Annotated in this window: 12 protein-coding genes and 1 pseudogene; 7 read left to right on the forward strand and 6 right to left on the reverse strand. The window is 62.1% G+C overall.

Annotation, left to right across the window (positions count from 1 at the left end):
• Positions 1–16: 16 nt before the first annotated feature.
• Positions 17–1,033 (reverse strand): NADP-dependent oxidoreductase, encoded by a 1,017-nt coding sequence (locus AC6H4Z_RS04365; protein ID WP_497545515.1) that lies wholly within the window; start codon positions 1,031–1,033, stop codon positions 17–19.
• A gap of 143 nt (positions 1,034–1,176) precedes the next feature.
• Here AC6H4Z_RS04365 and AC6H4Z_RS04370 point away from each other — a divergent pair, with 143 nt between their 5' ends.
• From AC6H4Z_RS04370 to AC6H4Z_RS04380, 3 genes are read left to right on the forward strand one after another with little or no spacing between them, the layout of a single operon-like run.
• Positions 1,177–1,653: a DUF4126 family protein gene (locus tag AC6H4Z_RS04370; protein WP_497545516.1), complete on the forward strand. Its 477-nt coding sequence runs from the start codon at positions 1,177–1,179 to the stop codon at positions 1,651–1,653.
• On the forward strand, positions 1,650–3,041 hold the full coding sequence (locus tag AC6H4Z_RS04375) for a mercuric reductase (RefSeq protein WP_497545517.1): 1,392 nt from the start codon (positions 1,650–1,652) through the stop codon (positions 3,039–3,041). The genes AC6H4Z_RS04370 and AC6H4Z_RS04375 overlap by 4 nt, the downstream gene beginning before the upstream one ends.
• Positions 3,038–4,684, forward strand: a complete 1,647-nt coding sequence (locus AC6H4Z_RS04380; RefSeq protein ID WP_497545518.1) for a sensor histidine kinase — start codon at positions 3,038–3,040, stop codon at positions 4,682–4,684. Before AC6H4Z_RS04375 ends, AC6H4Z_RS04380 begins: the two co-directional genes overlap by 4 nt.
• On the opposite strand, the gene AC6H4Z_RS04385 is transcribed toward AC6H4Z_RS04380, so the two are convergent.
• Positions 4,681–5,496: a sensor histidine kinase gene (locus AC6H4Z_RS04385; RefSeq protein ID WP_497547013.1), complete on the reverse strand. Its 816-nt coding sequence runs from the start codon at positions 5,494–5,496 to the stop codon at positions 4,681–4,683. The genes AC6H4Z_RS04380 and AC6H4Z_RS04385 overlap by 4 nt on opposite strands.
• A gap of 9 nt (positions 5,497–5,505) precedes the next feature.
• Positions 5,506–6,249 (reverse strand): annotated as a pseudogene (locus tag AC6H4Z_RS04390) (PAS domain-containing protein); the annotation flags it as partial.
• A gap of 256 nt (positions 6,250–6,505) precedes the next feature.
• Between AC6H4Z_RS04390 and AC6H4Z_RS04395 the strand changes: the two are divergent.
• The 3 genes from AC6H4Z_RS04395 (at position 6,506) to AC6H4Z_RS04405 (ending at position 8,944) form a co-directional block, all read left to right on the forward strand.
• Positions 6,506–7,762, forward strand: coding sequence for an AI-2E family transporter (locus AC6H4Z_RS04395; protein ID WP_497545519.1), 1,257 nt, complete (start codon positions 6,506–6,508; stop codon positions 7,760–7,762).
• A gap of 73 nt (positions 7,763–7,835) precedes the next feature.
• Positions 7,836–7,985, forward strand: a complete 150-nt coding sequence (locus AC6H4Z_RS04400; protein WP_497545520.1) for a lmo0937 family membrane protein — start codon at positions 7,836–7,838, stop codon at positions 7,983–7,985.
• Between the two features lie 185 nt (positions 7,986–8,170).
• Complete coding sequence (locus tag AC6H4Z_RS04405; RefSeq protein WP_497545521.1) at positions 8,171–8,944, forward strand: DUF8692 domain-containing protein; 774 nt, start codon at positions 8,171–8,173, stop codon at positions 8,942–8,944.
• On the opposite strand, the gene AC6H4Z_RS04410 is transcribed toward AC6H4Z_RS04405, so the two are convergent.
• The gene (locus AC6H4Z_RS04410) at positions 8,919–10,133 is read right to left on the reverse strand and encodes an ABC transporter permease (protein WP_497545522.1); all 1,215 of its coding nucleotides are present in this window, start codon (positions 10,131–10,133) and stop codon (positions 8,919–8,921) included. The two genes, AC6H4Z_RS04405 and AC6H4Z_RS04410, sit on opposite strands and share 26 nt — an antisense overlap.
• A gap of 7 nt (positions 10,134–10,140) precedes the next feature.
• Positions 10,141–10,992, reverse strand: coding sequence for a phosphatase PAP2 family protein (locus AC6H4Z_RS04415; protein ID WP_497545523.1), 852 nt, complete (start codon positions 10,990–10,992; stop codon positions 10,141–10,143).
• 123 nt (positions 10,993–11,115) lie between these two features.
• Here AC6H4Z_RS04415 and AC6H4Z_RS04420 point away from each other — a divergent pair, with 123 nt between their 5' ends.
• Positions 11,116–11,844: a phosphatase PAP2 family protein gene (locus AC6H4Z_RS04420; protein WP_497545524.1), complete on the forward strand. Its 729-nt coding sequence runs from the start codon at positions 11,116–11,118 to the stop codon at positions 11,842–11,844.
• Between the two features lie 15 nt (positions 11,845–11,859).
• Here the strand turns inward: AC6H4Z_RS04420 and AC6H4Z_RS04425 are convergent, their stop codons facing one another.
• The gene (locus AC6H4Z_RS04425; protein ID WP_497545525.1) at positions 11,860–14,775 is read right to left on the reverse strand and encodes a TonB-dependent receptor; all 2,916 of its coding nucleotides are present in this window, start codon (positions 14,773–14,775) and stop codon (positions 11,860–11,862) included.
• Positions 14,776–14,955: the final 180 nt, after the last annotated feature.

Genomic DNA, 14,955 nt, shown 5'->3' on the forward strand with positions numbered 1-14,955 from the left:
GTCGGTTCCTCGGCAGCTAGTGATCTGAGACGCGCAGCACGACTCGCCCCAGTAGATGTCCTTTCTCGACGAGTCGGTGAGCCTGTGCGGCTTGATCGAGTCGGAACTGCTTTGCGATCGGAACTGTCATCCGTGACTTTCCCATCGCACGATTCAGTCGGGCGAATTCGTTCAATCCCATCTTGGCATCATACGCCACGAGCTTCATCCCGCGCCGCTTCCGCGGCGCAGGCTCGACGCCGTGCGGGTACGCAACGCGACCGCCTGGACGGAGTGCGTCGATACATGCCGTGAGCGTCTTACCGCCGGCGAGTGCGAGGATTGCGTCGACGCCGTCGGGAGCAAAGGCGTCGAGCGCCTTCGCGAGATCGCCGTGTTTTCCATCGATCGCGACGTCGGCGCCAAGTCGCTTGGCGAAGGCAGTACCATCGCGACCTGAAGCAATGGCGAGCACATGCGCCCCGCGTTGCTTTGCGAACTGAAGCGCAAACATTCCGACGTTCCCGCTCGCGCCGACAATCACGACACGCTCATTGCGCCGAATTGCGAGCGCGTCATCGACGCCCTGCAGGGCAGTGAGCGCCACCGACGGCGACGCTCCGGCGCGAAGCAGGTCGAGTCCTCGCGGGACGCGCGCGACACTTGGATCGGCAACCGCGACATACTCGGCGTCGAATCCTCCCTTCTTACTGCCGAAGTTGAAGGCGTACACTCTGTCGCCAACGCGGAAGCGTCGAACGCGAGCGCCGCGCGCCACGACGGTACCGGAGCCATCCGAGCCGAGCACGAGCGGAAACTGAGCGTTCTCGACGCCCCACGCTCCAGAACGCTGAAATGGTTCCCAGGTGCCGACGCCCGCGGTGTCGACGGCGATCATCACGTCGCGGGCGCCCATTCTCGGAAGCGGCAATTCATGAATCTTGAGGACCGACGCTGGGCCGGTACGATCGATCGCCGCCGCACGCATCGTCGAAGGAAGCGCGCGTTGCTTCGATCGCGCGTTGTAACGTCGCTTTGTTTTCGCAGTGGCCATGCTACGTCCTCGTCATCCTGAGTGTGGCTGTTGGGCGTCGGCGCGCACCGCAACCTTTGCGCCGGTGCTTGTATGAGGATCCTCGATAGGGTACAATCGGCTTGACACTTGCACGGACGCCCCGACCCACCACGGAGCTCTCTGTGAATCTTCCTGAGGTGCTGCTGCTCGCATTTCTCATCGGCGTAGTTGCAGGATTGCGCTCGATGATTGCGCCGGCGGTTGTAGCGTGGGCGGCTCATCGCGACCGGCTTCATCTCTACGATTCGCTCGCATTCATGGAATCGACTGTCGCCGTTTCGATTTTTACCGTGTTGGCGATCGGCGAGCTGATCCTCGACAAGCTCCCATCGACTCCGAGTCGGACGACGATTGCCGGCTTCGTTCCTCGGGTGGCATTGGGCGCACTATCTGGCGCGACACTCGCGGCAGCAGGGCATCAGTCCACGATTGTGGGCGCAGTGTTCGGCGCCGCCGGAGGTATCGTCGGCACGTTTGGCGGCTACAAGGCGCGGACCGAGCTCGTTCGTTCGCTCAAGGTTCCCGACTTCGTCGTCGCCTGCGCCGAGGACATCATCGCGATTGGCGGAGGCTTGCTCATCGTGTCGAGGTTTGGTTGACGGCTCTCGAGTCGTATCAAGCGATCGTCATTGGCGCCGGGCAAGCTGGAACACCGTTGAGCGTCGCGCTCGCCAACGCGGGGTGGCGCACCGCATTGATAGAGCGCGAACACATCGGCGGTACCTGCATCAACGAAGGGTGCACGCCGACCAAGACGATGGTCGCCAGCGCACGGGCCGCGTACATCACGCGGCGAGGCGCAGACTATGGCGTTCACGCCGAGAATGTCCGCGTCGAGATGGAGCGCGTGCGGCAGCGCAAACGCGACATCGTGACCAGTTTTCGCTCCGGGAGCGAGAGGCGCATTCAGAAAACGGCCAACCTCGATTGGATCGTTGGCGAAGCGAGCTTTGAAGGTCCGAAGTCGGTGCGTGTTCGACTCAAGGACGGTGGCGAGCGACTGCTCGTGGGCGAGTCGATCTTCGTCAATGCCGGTGACCGGCCGTCGGTGCCCAAGATCGAGGGCTTGAGCGACGTTCCGTTCCTCGACAGCACGTCGATCATGGAGCTGGATTCCGTCCCGGAACATCTGCTCGTGCTGGGCGGCGGCGACATCGGCTTGGAGTTCGGGCAGATGTTCCGGCGATTCGGAAGTCGCGTGACGATCGTTGAAGCGGCGGCACGGTTGCTCGTGCGCGAGGATGCTGACGTTTCAGATGAAGTGGCCGCGATTCTCCGGCAAGACGGCGTTGAGCTTTTACTCAATTCGAAAGTCGCGCGCGTTGCGAAGGACGGACCCAAGATCCGTCTCACGCTTCATACGGCGAGCGGCGAGGCCGTTCACGAGGGGTCGCATCTGCTCGTGGCGGTTGGTCGTACACCGAACAGCGATTCTCTGAATCTTCCCGCGGCGGGTATTGCCGCCGATGATCGCGGTTTCATTCGAGTGAACAATCGCCTCGAGACCAACCAGAACGGCATCTACGCGTTGGGAGACATCAAGGGCGGCCCGGCGTTCACGCACATCTCCTACGACGACTTCAGAATCATTCGCACGAACGTCATCGAGAAGGGCAGGGCGTCGATCGACGGGCGGTTGGTACCATTCGTCGTCTATATCGATCCGCAGCTCGGGCGCGTCGGGCTGGGCGAGACCGAGGCACGTGCGCAGAAGAAGGACATTCGGGTGGCCAAGATGCCTATGAAATCCGTGGCTCGGGCGCTGGAAGTCGACGAGACGCGCGGATTCATGAAGGCCGTCATCGACGCGGACACCGGTCAGCTGCTTGGCGCCACGGTGCTGGGCATCGAGGGCGGCGAGATCATGTCGATGCTGCAACTCGCGATCATGGGCAAGCTGCACTACACTATGCTTCGCGAGGGCGTGTTCGCGCACCCCACGTTGGCCGAGTCACTCAACAACCTCTTTACGCACATCGCCGGGTGAACTACCCCGCTCGCGGCTTGTTCGACGGTCCTGGCGGCATGCGCGCCTTGTACCGCGATTTCGACTGGGCATCGACGCCGTTCGGGCCAATCGAGTCCTGGCCGCTCAGTCTGACCCTCCTGGTTCGGGCGATGCTCGCGTCACGGCACCCGATGTTCTTATGGTGGGGGCCGCAACTCGTTCAGATCTACAACGACGCCTATCGCCCGAGTTTTGGCTCGGGCGGTCGCGACATCCGCGCCATCGGCGCGCGCGGCCAGGAGTTCTGGACCGAGATCTGGGAGATCATCGGTCCGCAGATCACGCAGGTGATGAACGGCGGCGAGTCGACATGGCACGAAGACCAACTCGTCCCCATCGAGCGAAACGGTCGACTAGAGGACGTGTGGTGGACGTACGGATACAGTCCCGTGTTCGACGAACAGGGAGGCATCGCCGGCGTTCTCGTGGTGTGTCAGGAGACGACCGCTCGAGTCCTCGCGGAACGAGAGCTCAAGGTCGTCAATCGTCAACTCGAGGTCGAGCGCTCGCGCCTCGCTTACGCGTTCCAGCAAGCGCCGTCGTTCCTCGCCGTGCTCCGTGGCCCGGACTTCGTGTTCGAGATGGCGAACGAGGCGTACCATCGGTTGGTTGGCCACCGTGATATCGTGGGTCATTCGGTGTTCGACGCTCTTCCGGAGATTCGCGGACAGGGGTTCAAAGAGTTGCTCGAAGAGGTCGTCGCAACGCGCAAGCCATTCGTTGGGACCGCCGTTCCGATCATGCTCTTCCGAACGCCTGGCGAACCACCCGAGGAGCGGATTCTCGACTTTGTGTACTTCCCGCTGATCGAGGCCGACGGCAGCTGCGACGGTGTGATCGCACACGGCATCGACGTGACCGACTATGTGCGGGCCCGCGAGGAGAGCGAGCGAGCGCGCGCAGACGCCGAGGCGGCGAATCGGTCGAAGAGCGAGTTTCTCACGGTGATGAGTCACGAGTTGCGCACACCGCTGAACGCTATCGATGGATACGCGCAACTCATCGAGCTGGGAATTCGCGGCCCGGTGACCAACGAAATACGCACTGACCTGGGCAAGATTCGACAGAGCCAACGTCACTTGCTCGGTCTGATCAATGACGTGCTGAACTACTCACGCGTCGAGGCATCGGCAGTGCGATATGAGATTACTGATGTCGCCATCGACGAGACGATTGCCGCGTGCGAATCGCTCACGGCGCCGCAGATGCACACAATCGGCCTGACATTCGAGAATCGCTGCGCCGCCGCCCACATCTTTGTCCGTGCCGATCCGGAACGTGTGCGTCAGATCGTGTTGAATCTTCTGACGAACGCCATGAAGTTCACGCCGTCAGGCGGCCGAATTTCAGTGGCGTGCGCGACCGATGGCGCGCTCGTCAGCGTTCGCGTGTCCGACACCGGTCGCGGGATCGCGCCCGAACAACTCGGCCGTATTTTCGATCCATTCGTCCAGGTCGACACGCGCCTCACGCGCACGAGCGACGGTATTGGCCTGGGCCTCGCCATCAGCCGCCAGTTGGCCCGCGGAATGGAGGGCGACCTCAGTGTCGAGAGTACGGTTGGTGTCGGCAGCACGTTCACGCTCACATTGCCCGACGCGAGCGCAATCGTTCAGTCCTAATCGGGCAGCTGGCCCGTCTCGTGAGCGCTCGGCAGGGACAACGTAAACGTCGAACCGACGCCGAGTGTGCTTTCCGCTTCGACGCGCCCGTGCATCCCGCGCGCGAGGTCGTAGCTGATCGCGAGCCCCAAGCCTGTGCCTTCACGCGTATTGGTGAGCGACCGGCCGACCTGCACGAACGGTTCGAAGATCACGCCGAGTTGATTTACGGGAATTCCGCACCCCGTGTCGCGAACGTGCACGGCGGCGAATCCCCCATCGAGTCGCTCGCATTGTAGGGTGATGCGACCGCCGGGCTCCGTGAACTTCACCGCGTTCGACACGAGGTTCAGCAGAATCTGTTCGACCTTCGGCCGGTCGGCCCACACCGCGATGTCCGAAGGGCACTCCAGCGCCTCGAGCGCAACATGCTTCGCTTGAGCGAGCGGTGCGACCATCTGAATCACGTCGTCGACGACGTCGTGCAACACGACGGGCGCGAACGTGTAAGTGATCTGTCCCGCCTCGACGCGACTGAAATTGAGAATATCATTAATGACGCCGAGGAGATGCTGTTGGCTACGCTTGATACGCGCGAGCTGTTCGATCTGCGTTTGCGTCACCGACCCGGAGATTCCCATCATCAACAGATCGGCATAGCCACCGATTGCGTTGAGTGGCGTACGCAGCTCATGAGACATGGCAGCGAGAAACTCGGCTTTGGCGCGGTTGGCGTCCTTCAGCTGTGCGGCGAGCTCACTGAGCTCTCGCTCGCGTTCCTCGGCGGCTTGGCGTCTGGCCTCTTCTGCCGCGACTTGGCGAGCGGCGTCCAGCGATCGTTTTTCCGCGGCGCGCCGTTCGGTGAGGTCGCGCGTGATCTTGGCGAATCCAACGAGGTCACCGGCGCGATTGCGAATGGCGGTGATCAGGACGTTCGCCCAAAACGCTGTTCCGTCGCGACGGAGTCGCCAACCTTCCTCCTCGTACGTCCCGGTGGACGAGGCAATTTCGAGTTCATGCTCGGGCTTGTGTGCCGCGATGTCTTCGGGCGGGTAGAAGCGCGAAAATGACTGGCCGATGATTTCGTGCGGCGCATATCCCTTGATGCGCTCCGCGCCGGCGTTCCAGGTCGCTACATGACCTGTGGGGTCGAGCATGAAAATGGCGTAGTCCTTCACCCCCTCGACCAAGAGGCGGAAGAGCTGCTCGCTTTTGCGGAGTGCTTCTTCGGCGTCGCGTCGCTCGGTCAAGTCGCGAGTGATTTTCGCGAAGCCAATGAGAGTTCCATCATCGGCCCGCAGGGCGGTGATGACGACGTTCACCCAGAAGCGGGAGCCGTCTTTGCGAATGCGCCAGCCTTCGTCTTCGAAGCGTCCGGTTTTCGCCGCCGCCGCGAGCTCGAACTCTGGAAAGCGTTCGGCGATCCGCTCGGCGGGGTAGAAGATCGAGAAATGCTTCCCAATCGCCTCCTCGGCCGTGTAGCCCTTGAGGCGCTCGGCGCCCGCGTTCCACGTCAGGATGTGACCCTGCGGATCGAGCGCGAAGATCGCATAGTCCTGAATGCGATCCACCAGAAGGCGGCGCAGTTGGGCGTCGTCTCTCCCGAGTCGATCTGTGAGTGTTTTCTCGTCCTCGGTCACGGCGCGGTGTTCGGCAAAAAGAAAGGAAAAAGGGAGACTCGGCTCACGCAGAACGGCGCCATGCAGGGGGAATGTCGAGTGCGGTCGGCACGGATGCTAGGGGTCGCCGATCGGTACGGCCTGAGCAGCAGGCGCGGCTCTTGCTCTTTCGGCTCCCGGCAAGCGGATCGTCAAGCGACTGAAATCGGGATGTGGAGAGGCGATGAAGAAGAGCGACGCGGGCTTCGTTAGCGATTTCGCAGCGAGTGCCGCGAAATCGCCCAATTCCGTCTTTGCTCCGACTGTCGACGTTGGCGACGAGGCGCATCGCGGCCCCGACGGGGAGCCCGCGCCGGACATTTCGCGAACCGAGAACGCCGCCGAGAGTCAGTCCATCCGGTCGGTCAGCCTGATCGTTCTCGCGGTGCTCGCGACGCTCTACACGCTGTACTTTGCGCGCGACTTCTTCGTGCCGATCGTCTTTGCCGTGTTGCTGAACTTCCTGTTCAGTCCTTTGCTCCGAATGCTCGCGCGCTTCCGGATTCCCACGCCTGCTGGCGCGGCGATCGTCGTGGTGCTTCTCGTGGGAGCCGTTGGCGGCGGGATGTACTCGCTCGCGGGTCCGGCGCAGAGCCTGGCCGCGTCGGCGCCCGAGACGCTCGCAAAGGCGAACAAGAAGCTGCGCACGCTCATTCTCGCACGTGTGCAGAAGGCCGCCAGTCAGGTCGAACGCGCGGCGGGAACGCTCGGTGAGGCCGCTCCGGGACGCGCAACGCAGCCAATCGTCGTGAGCACCGGACCGACGATTGGTTCACGAATTCTCGGCACGACGCAAACGCTCGTCGCCGGAATTCTCGAGGTGGCGATCCTGCTCTACTTCTTGCTCGCCGGTGGCGATCTCTTTCTTCAGAAACTGATCAAGGTCCTGCCGTATTCGGGTGACAAGCGGAAGGTGGTCGAGATCGCGCGAGCCACTGAGGCGGCCGTGTCGGCGTTCCTGTCGACCGCGCTCCTCGTCAACGTTGGCGAAGGCGTTGTTGTGGGCCTGCTCCTCTGGGCGCTGAAGATGCCTAGCCCAGCTCTGTGGGGCGCGTTGGTCGCCGCATTGGAATTCGTTCCGTACCTCGGCGCGCTCACCGGTGTGGTTCTGCTCGGTCTCGCCGGTCTCACGACATTCGAGAACGTGGGTCATGCGCTGCTGATACCGGGCAGCTTTCTCGCCGTGAACTTGATTCAGGCGAACCTCGTGACGCCGATGCTGCTGGGCCACCGTCTGACGCTGAATCCCGTCGCGATCTTTGTGGGGCTGACGTTCTTCTTCTGGATCTGGGGAGTGGCGGGGGCGGTTCTCGCCGTCCCGATTCTCGCTACGCTCAAGATCTTCTGCGACAACATCGAGTCGTTGGCTGCGCTCGGAGAATTCCTGGGCGAGCGAGACGACGACGAGCGGCGGGTGACGGTTCGCGGGCATCCGGCATAGCGATTGAGCGCGGGCGCACGGGTTCGGCCCGCTAGTTGCCTACGGTTGATTCACTTTCAACTGTGACTGAAAAATGCTCTATACAATCGCGATCGTCTTACTGGTTCTCTGGGCGCTTGGTTTTCTGGCGTTCCACGTTGGCGGCGGCTTGATTCACCTGCTGCTCGTCATCGCCGTCGTCGTTGTGCTGCTTCGCATCATTCAGGGTCGCCGTCCGGTCTGATCGGCGGATCTCGCAGCCGGGCGATTCGCCCGTGCTGCGAGCCCGATGTGCGTGGCAACGCTCGGGCGGAATAAGGGTTCCCTTATCGCCTGACGCGGCTCATGCCGCGTTTGGGGTTGGTCGATACTCGCATAGAGAGCTCCGCTGCGGAGCGACTGTGCTGATTCCAATCGACCTTGCCTCTGATGCGAACGACATCTCACGAGCAGGACTCCCTGAACATGGTTGGAGTGTTCCTGCTACTCATGCTCGCCGGCGACGCCTTTTTCATTGGCGTTCATCTCGTGCACGTGTCCTCACACACGTTGTTGCAGGATACGCTGTATTCGATCGAGACCGACGGCGGATTTTCCGAGTGGTTCCAGTACATCAAAGAAGGTTGGATCGCTCTTCTGTGTTTTGCGCTGTGGCGTCGAAGCCAGAATGTCTTCCTCGTCGGGTGGGCGTTGCTCTTCGGCTACTTCCTTCTCGATGACTCCATGCAGTTGCATGAGGCGGGCGGAGAATCGATCAGCCGTCACCTGCACTTCGTCAGCGTTGCCGGCTTGCGTCCGCAGGACCTTGGTGAACTCGTAGTCTCGGGGATCATGGGGACGATCTTCCTGTGCACGATCGGCTTCACGTACTTCAGCGCACCGCACAACGACAAGAACATCTCGCAGGACTTCGCTTTTCTCGTGGCCGTGCTAGTGACGTTCGGTGTTGGTGTCGACGCGTTTCACTCGTTCGTGGTGGGTGCGACGCACAACAAAGCCAGCCGCACCGCCTTCGGGCTTCTCGAAGATGGCGGTGAGATGATCTCGATGAGCCTCATCTGCTGGTATGCGCTCGACCTCGTCGAGCGAAAGGGATTGGTCGCCGATCAGCGAGTGTGGGCACGCTTCGCGAATGTGCTTCGCCGCGCGGTAGCATCAGCCGAAGGTGGTCGCCAGCCTATTCGTGGCGTAGCGCTTCGATAGGATCGAGCGAAGACGCCCGGCGAGCTGGCCACACGCCGAATAGAATCCCGACGCCGGCCGCGAACAGGAAGGCCATCGCGACTGACGTCGGGCCGAGCGTCGTGTCCCAACCAAAAGAATTGCGGAGCAGCACTGCGCCGCCCATTCCAGCGGCAATTCCGACGGCGCCACCCGCGATGCACAGCGCCATGGCCTCGATGAGGAACTGAACGAGGATATTTCGTTTGGTTGCCCCGAGCGCTTTCCGAATCCCGATCTCGCGCGTGCGTTCGGTGACCGACACCAACATGATGTTCATGATGCCAATTCCGCCGACGAGCAGGCTCACAGCGGCGATGCCGGCCAGGAGCGTCGTGAATACCTGAGTCGTCTCGCCGAGTGTCTGGAGAAAGTCGGCCTGGTTGCGAATGCGGAAGTCGTCGGGTTGACCCTGTCGCAATTGGTGCGCGCGACGCATGGCGGTCTGGATCTCGGACATCGCGTCGGGGAGGTCGTTCTCACTCGATGCGAGCGCGAAGATATCGTCGAGTTTCTCGGTCTTGAAGACGCGGTACCGGCCCGTGCCGAACGGAATGAGCACATTGTCATCAGGGCTGCCGAAGCCGGCGCCAGCGCCTTTCGCCTTGAGAATGCCGATGACCACGAACTGCACGCCGCCGATGCGAACTCGTTCGCCGATGAGCGACGGCGGGTCTTTCACCTCCAGCTTCGTCACCGCGCCAGCGCCCAGCACCGCGACGCGGGCGCGCCCGATGTCGTCGCCCGACGAGAACATCTCGCCGTATTCGATCTCGAATTTGCGCACGGCGAGGTAGTTCGGCGTCACGCCAAAGATGTCGATGTTCGTGTTCTTGTTCCCCCACACGAGCTGCAGCGTTTTGTCCTGCTGCGGTTGGACGCCGAGGACGTGGGGCGAGCGTTCCTCGATGGCACGAACGTCGGAGATGGTCATCCGCTTGGTGACGTTCAACTGCACGCCGCCCTGCGAGACGCGCGCGGCGTCGATCTGCAGTGTCGTCGTGCCGAGCCGTGCGATGCGATCGCGCACCGACCGCTGCGCACCGTCGCCGAGCGCAATCATGGCGATCACCGCCGCGACGCCAATCACGATGCCGAGCATCGTGAGCAGAGAACGGAGGACGTTCGCGCGCAGCGCACTGAACGCAATGCGGAGGACTTCGAATCTCATGGAGAAATCAGTGGGTGCTCGACCAACCCACCATGACGCGATTGGCGTCGATGGGTTTGACTTCGATCCCGAGCAGGGTGCGATCGATCAGGTTGTTCGAATGCCCGTGGCTGTAGCGCACGACCTTGATGCCGCCGAACGTGCCAATCGCCGCGCCAAGAGCGATGTCGCTTGCCCAATGCGCGTTGTTGTACATCCGCGAGAGCCCCACGAGCGTTGCGCCGCCATACATGACGGGCGCCACGAACCAGATGCCGTTCGGCCACCAGCGTTGTGATTCACTCGTCACCGTCGACGCCGCCGCGAATGCGGCAGTGGTGTGACCGGAGGGAAATGACTGATACGCACTATTGCCGAACCCGCGATTGAGCTTGAACGCGCGCGGGTTCGTATCCGCCGTGACATACGGACGCGCTCGACCGGCGACGCCCTTCAACGCTGCGGTAAAGGTGCTGGCGATGACGACGGCTTCCGTTCCGTGAAGACCGAGATCAGCGACGTCCTTCCATCCCGAGATCTTTCCGACGGCGAACAGCGAGACGCCGATGACGATCGAACCAGGATCGGCGACGTATTGAATTCCCTTCGACGCGTTCTTGAAGAAGCGGTTCGCCTGCGTGCTCGAATCCTGGAGATGCGTCGCCAGAGCGCGATCGGCGGGGAACATCGAGACCGTGAGAACGGTGAAGCCGCCCGCGAGTGCGGCGTCGCGCCAGGTGAAGAGTGTCTTCGAGGCGTGGACGCTGTCGCCGACGAGTGGCGTCTGCGCGTGCGACAGCGACGCGCCGGCGCACGTGAGGGTCAGCCCGATTGTCGCGAAACGAGTCGCCAATCGTCCGTTCGTCCAACCTGTGGCCATGTGTGCAGATCGGCCGTCTCGGCCCGCTGAGTCGACGCGAATCGTATCGTGGCGATCCTGTCGCGACGATGACATGCACGTGACTGGCGACACGGGCACGGCATTGGCGATAGTAGTCGGACCTTGATCACACAGCCGACGCAGTCGCGCTTTGCCCGGCTCCATCCGCGAGCCTATCTCGGCATTCACGCCCTATTGGGTTTCGGGCTTGCCGTCGCGTGCGCGTGGGTCTTCTTCGCTATCGCCGAGGACGTGCCCGAGAACGGGATGATGGTGCGCGTCGACATCGCGGTTGCAGATTGGCTGCAGAAGCACGGCACCGAGCGCGGCGAGTCGCTGTTCGTTGGTGTGAGCTATCTCGGAGCGCAGGTGCTGATCGCGATCGTCGTCATCGCGGCGATTGCACTCACGTGGCGCCGGGATTGGCGACGGCTCTCCCTACTTCTCGTCACGTGTGCTGGCGGTGCGCTTCTCAACGTAGTGCTCAAAACCGCCTTCCATCGATCGCGTCCGCCGTTCGCGTCGGAATTTCACGCGACGTCGTGGAGCTTTCCGAGCGGGCACGCGATGAATTCCCTGATCGTCTACGGGCTGTTGGCGTACTGGCTCACGCGGCGCAAAACCGATGCAGGGCCCTGGTGGGTCGTCGCTGCCGTCGTGCTGATTTCCGCGATCGGCTATGCGCGCCTGTACCTCGGCGTCCACTATCTCAGTGATGTCTTCGCCGGTTTCAGCGCTGGCCTGATGTGGCTCGCGGTGTGTATCACCGGCTATCAGTTCGCGGAACGCAATCGCGTGGGGCCAAGCAAACGGCCCCACGCGCTCGCGAACGATCCTCAAGCGACAGTGTGAGTCGCCTGCGCTAGCTCAGCGGGTCCCGGGGACCGCTCCGAAGCCGTACTTCAATGAGACGATGAAACTGCGTCCATAGTACTCGCGCTGTCCGCTGAACTGCGCTTGACTGTTGCCGTTATAGAAACCGAATACGGCGTTGTTCAGGTTCAGTCCTGAGAATTGTACGGACACATCCGACCGCAAATCGACCGTCACCGATGCGTCGAGCTGAGAATGCGGAAGGAACCAGTTGTCGCCGCTCGGCGTTGCCGAGCCGTCGCCGTACGACGTGATGCTTTCTCCTTGATACTGCCACGCAGCGCGCGCCGAAACGCGGTGAGCGTCGTACGTCAGGGCGAAATTCCCCAGGCTGTTCGACTGACGCGGCAACCGCGCATAGCGAATCGTGGGTTGGCCGAGCGTGGCTGCCGTCGTTGCCGTGTCCTTGGTGACCGCAGCGCGAGAGTACACTTGCGTCCAGTTGACGTCGAAGCCAAGTCCCGCCGGCAAGCCGGGAACGAAGTCCAATCGACGCGCGAAGTCGAACTCCGCGCCGACGAGATGCGCGTCGCCGCCGTTGGCCGGTGCCGTCGCGTAGTACCCGTCGAATTCGGTGGCCGGCCCGTGGTACACGAACTCGCGACTATAGATGAAGTCCGTGATCTGCTTGTAGAACACGCCTGCGGAGAAAACACCCGAGGCGCCAAAATATCGCTCGCCGAGCAGATCGACGTTCCACGCATGTTGCGGCTTCAAGTCGGGATTGCCGACCGAAAGATTGTTGAACTTGAGGGCGCAGGTGGAGCAGATCAGTCCCGAGACGTGCGGCGCGAGGTCGGAGTAGTTCGCCCGCGCGATTCCTCGCGTTACGGCAAAGCGCAGGTTCGTATTGTCGTCTACGGCGTATCGCAGCTGCGCGCTCGGAAAGAGATCCGTGTAGTTCTGCGTCGCGTTGACGCGGTGCACCGTCTGCGTTCCACTAGCCTTGCCCGGCGCGCTTGCCGGCGTCGACGCGTCATTCCCGGAGAAATGCACTGCCGTGTTTTCGAGACGCAGGCCAGCGTTGATGCGAAGTGCACCGTAGTCGAGTGTGTGCATCGCATAGGCCGACGCGACCTTTTCACCACCGGTGAAATTGCTGAGCGAATCGGTGATCGGTTTCGTCGTCTCCTTGAACATCGTTGGATTGGCGCTTTCGAATGTTCGGAGCGTCGTATGATTCGCCTGTGGGCCAATCTCGAAGCCGTTCGCCAGATCCTGGTAGAACTTTGTATCGGAGAACGTGCCGAGCACCTGCGTCAACGTAACCGGCGCGGTGGCGGAAAAGCTTCGATTGAGGTTCACGTTGTCGCGACTTTCATCGCGATACTTCAGGCCGATTTTCAGCTGCGCGGCGGATGAGCCGAGCATGTACTGCTTGAGTGCATCGATCTGGCCCGCCGCCTCATCGGCTTTGGTCTTTCCGGCACCGATCGAGGCGGACTTGAACGCGTAGTTCGCCGGTGAGTTGGCCTGCGCCTGATCCGCCGCCGACAGATACGAGTACTTCGGGTAGTCGTGGTTGGTGCCGTCGTAGCGGTAGTTCAACCCGCTGTATGTAAATGCCGTCGAGTTTGCGTCGGTCGAGGAGGATCGAGTCCCGGCGTAGCTCGCGGTGTAATCGATCTCCATTCCGGCCATCTGCTTCTTTCCGCCACCGTTGACGCTGAACAACTGCTCTACCGGCGAGCGGTTCGACGTGTTGCGGGTGAGCGTTGCGCCGGTGCCGATGCCTGTCGCGCCGGACGACGCCTGCGCCGAGTCGCCGTCCGCCGCGATATCGTATTTGTAGACGACGCCGAAGTTCTTGAACTTGCTCCATGCGCCGCGAAGGAACATCGACGAGCCGTCATCGAACCGATAGTCGAGTGCGCCGTTCGCGCCCCAACGAGTCCGATCGTACAGATAGTCGCGCTGGTCCCATTCAACCGGGATGGGTGTGCCCTTGGCGTTTGCGTCCCACGCGAGTTCGATGTCGTTGATGCCGCGGTTGTTGTGATCCCAGGTGCCACCGAACAGGACGCCGAGTTTTCGCTGGTCACCGAGGCGGCCGCCCCACATGGCACTTCCTTGTGACTGCGAGCGCGACTCGAGTGTCGATTGGCCGAACTGACCAGCGATGTATCCGCGCGGAGCGCCCTCGGGGGTTTTCGTAACGAGGTTCACCGAGCCTCCGATCGCGTCGGCGTCCTGGTCGGCCGTGAGCGTTTTGGACACTTCGATGGCGGCGAGGATGTCGGTCGGAACGTCGTCGAGCTTCGTGATGCGACTTCCCGTCTGCGTCCCGGGGATATGGACGCCGTTCACCGTAACATTCGACAGGCGAGGTTCAGTGCCGCGGATCTGAACGAACTTGCCTTCGCCTTCATCGCGCTCGGTCGACACACCTGGAATGCGCGCAGCGGCCTCGGCCGCATTCGCGTTTGGCAATGCGCGGATTACGTCGCCGGACAAAACGGAAACCAAGTTGTCGGCGTTCTTCTGTTTGGCGAGCGCCTGCTCCGTCGTTTCATTGAGCCGTGGCGATGCGCTGACGATGACGCGATCGAGTTCTCGAGCTGCGATGTTGAGCGTCACGTCGTGCGTCGTGGTTTCGCCGGATCGAATCACGATCGTGAACGAGTCCGGGGCGAAGCCGTTGTGGCGAACAACCGCCGTATACGATCCGGCGGGGATGTTCGCGACGGAATAGTTGCCGCGTGCGTCGGATGCGGCACCGAGCCCGGTACCGTTGACATGGACCGTCGCGCCGACGACAGCAGTTTGTGTGTTGTCGGCGACGTGTCCGCGCAGGGTGCCCTGTTGCGCGTGCGCAGTCGCTGCAACGGCAACGCAGAGGGCGACCGCGACGGTTCCGCCGTTGGAACGGCTTCGAATGCGCTCGAATGGACGAAGGTTGAAGGCTATCATAGGGTACTAATCCGGTGCGGAAAGTGAACGAGTCGATGCAATCGGCGCGGTCATCGTCTGCGTCGGTCGTAACGGCGCAACGCACCGTCCTGTAACGTTCCGTCGCGCAGTATCGATCTTTGTGTCCAAGCTGTCAGGACGCTGACAAATGACGGGAGTTTGTCATCTTCCCGACAGCTT

Source organism: Leucogemmata humicola (genome assembly GCF_055379415.1).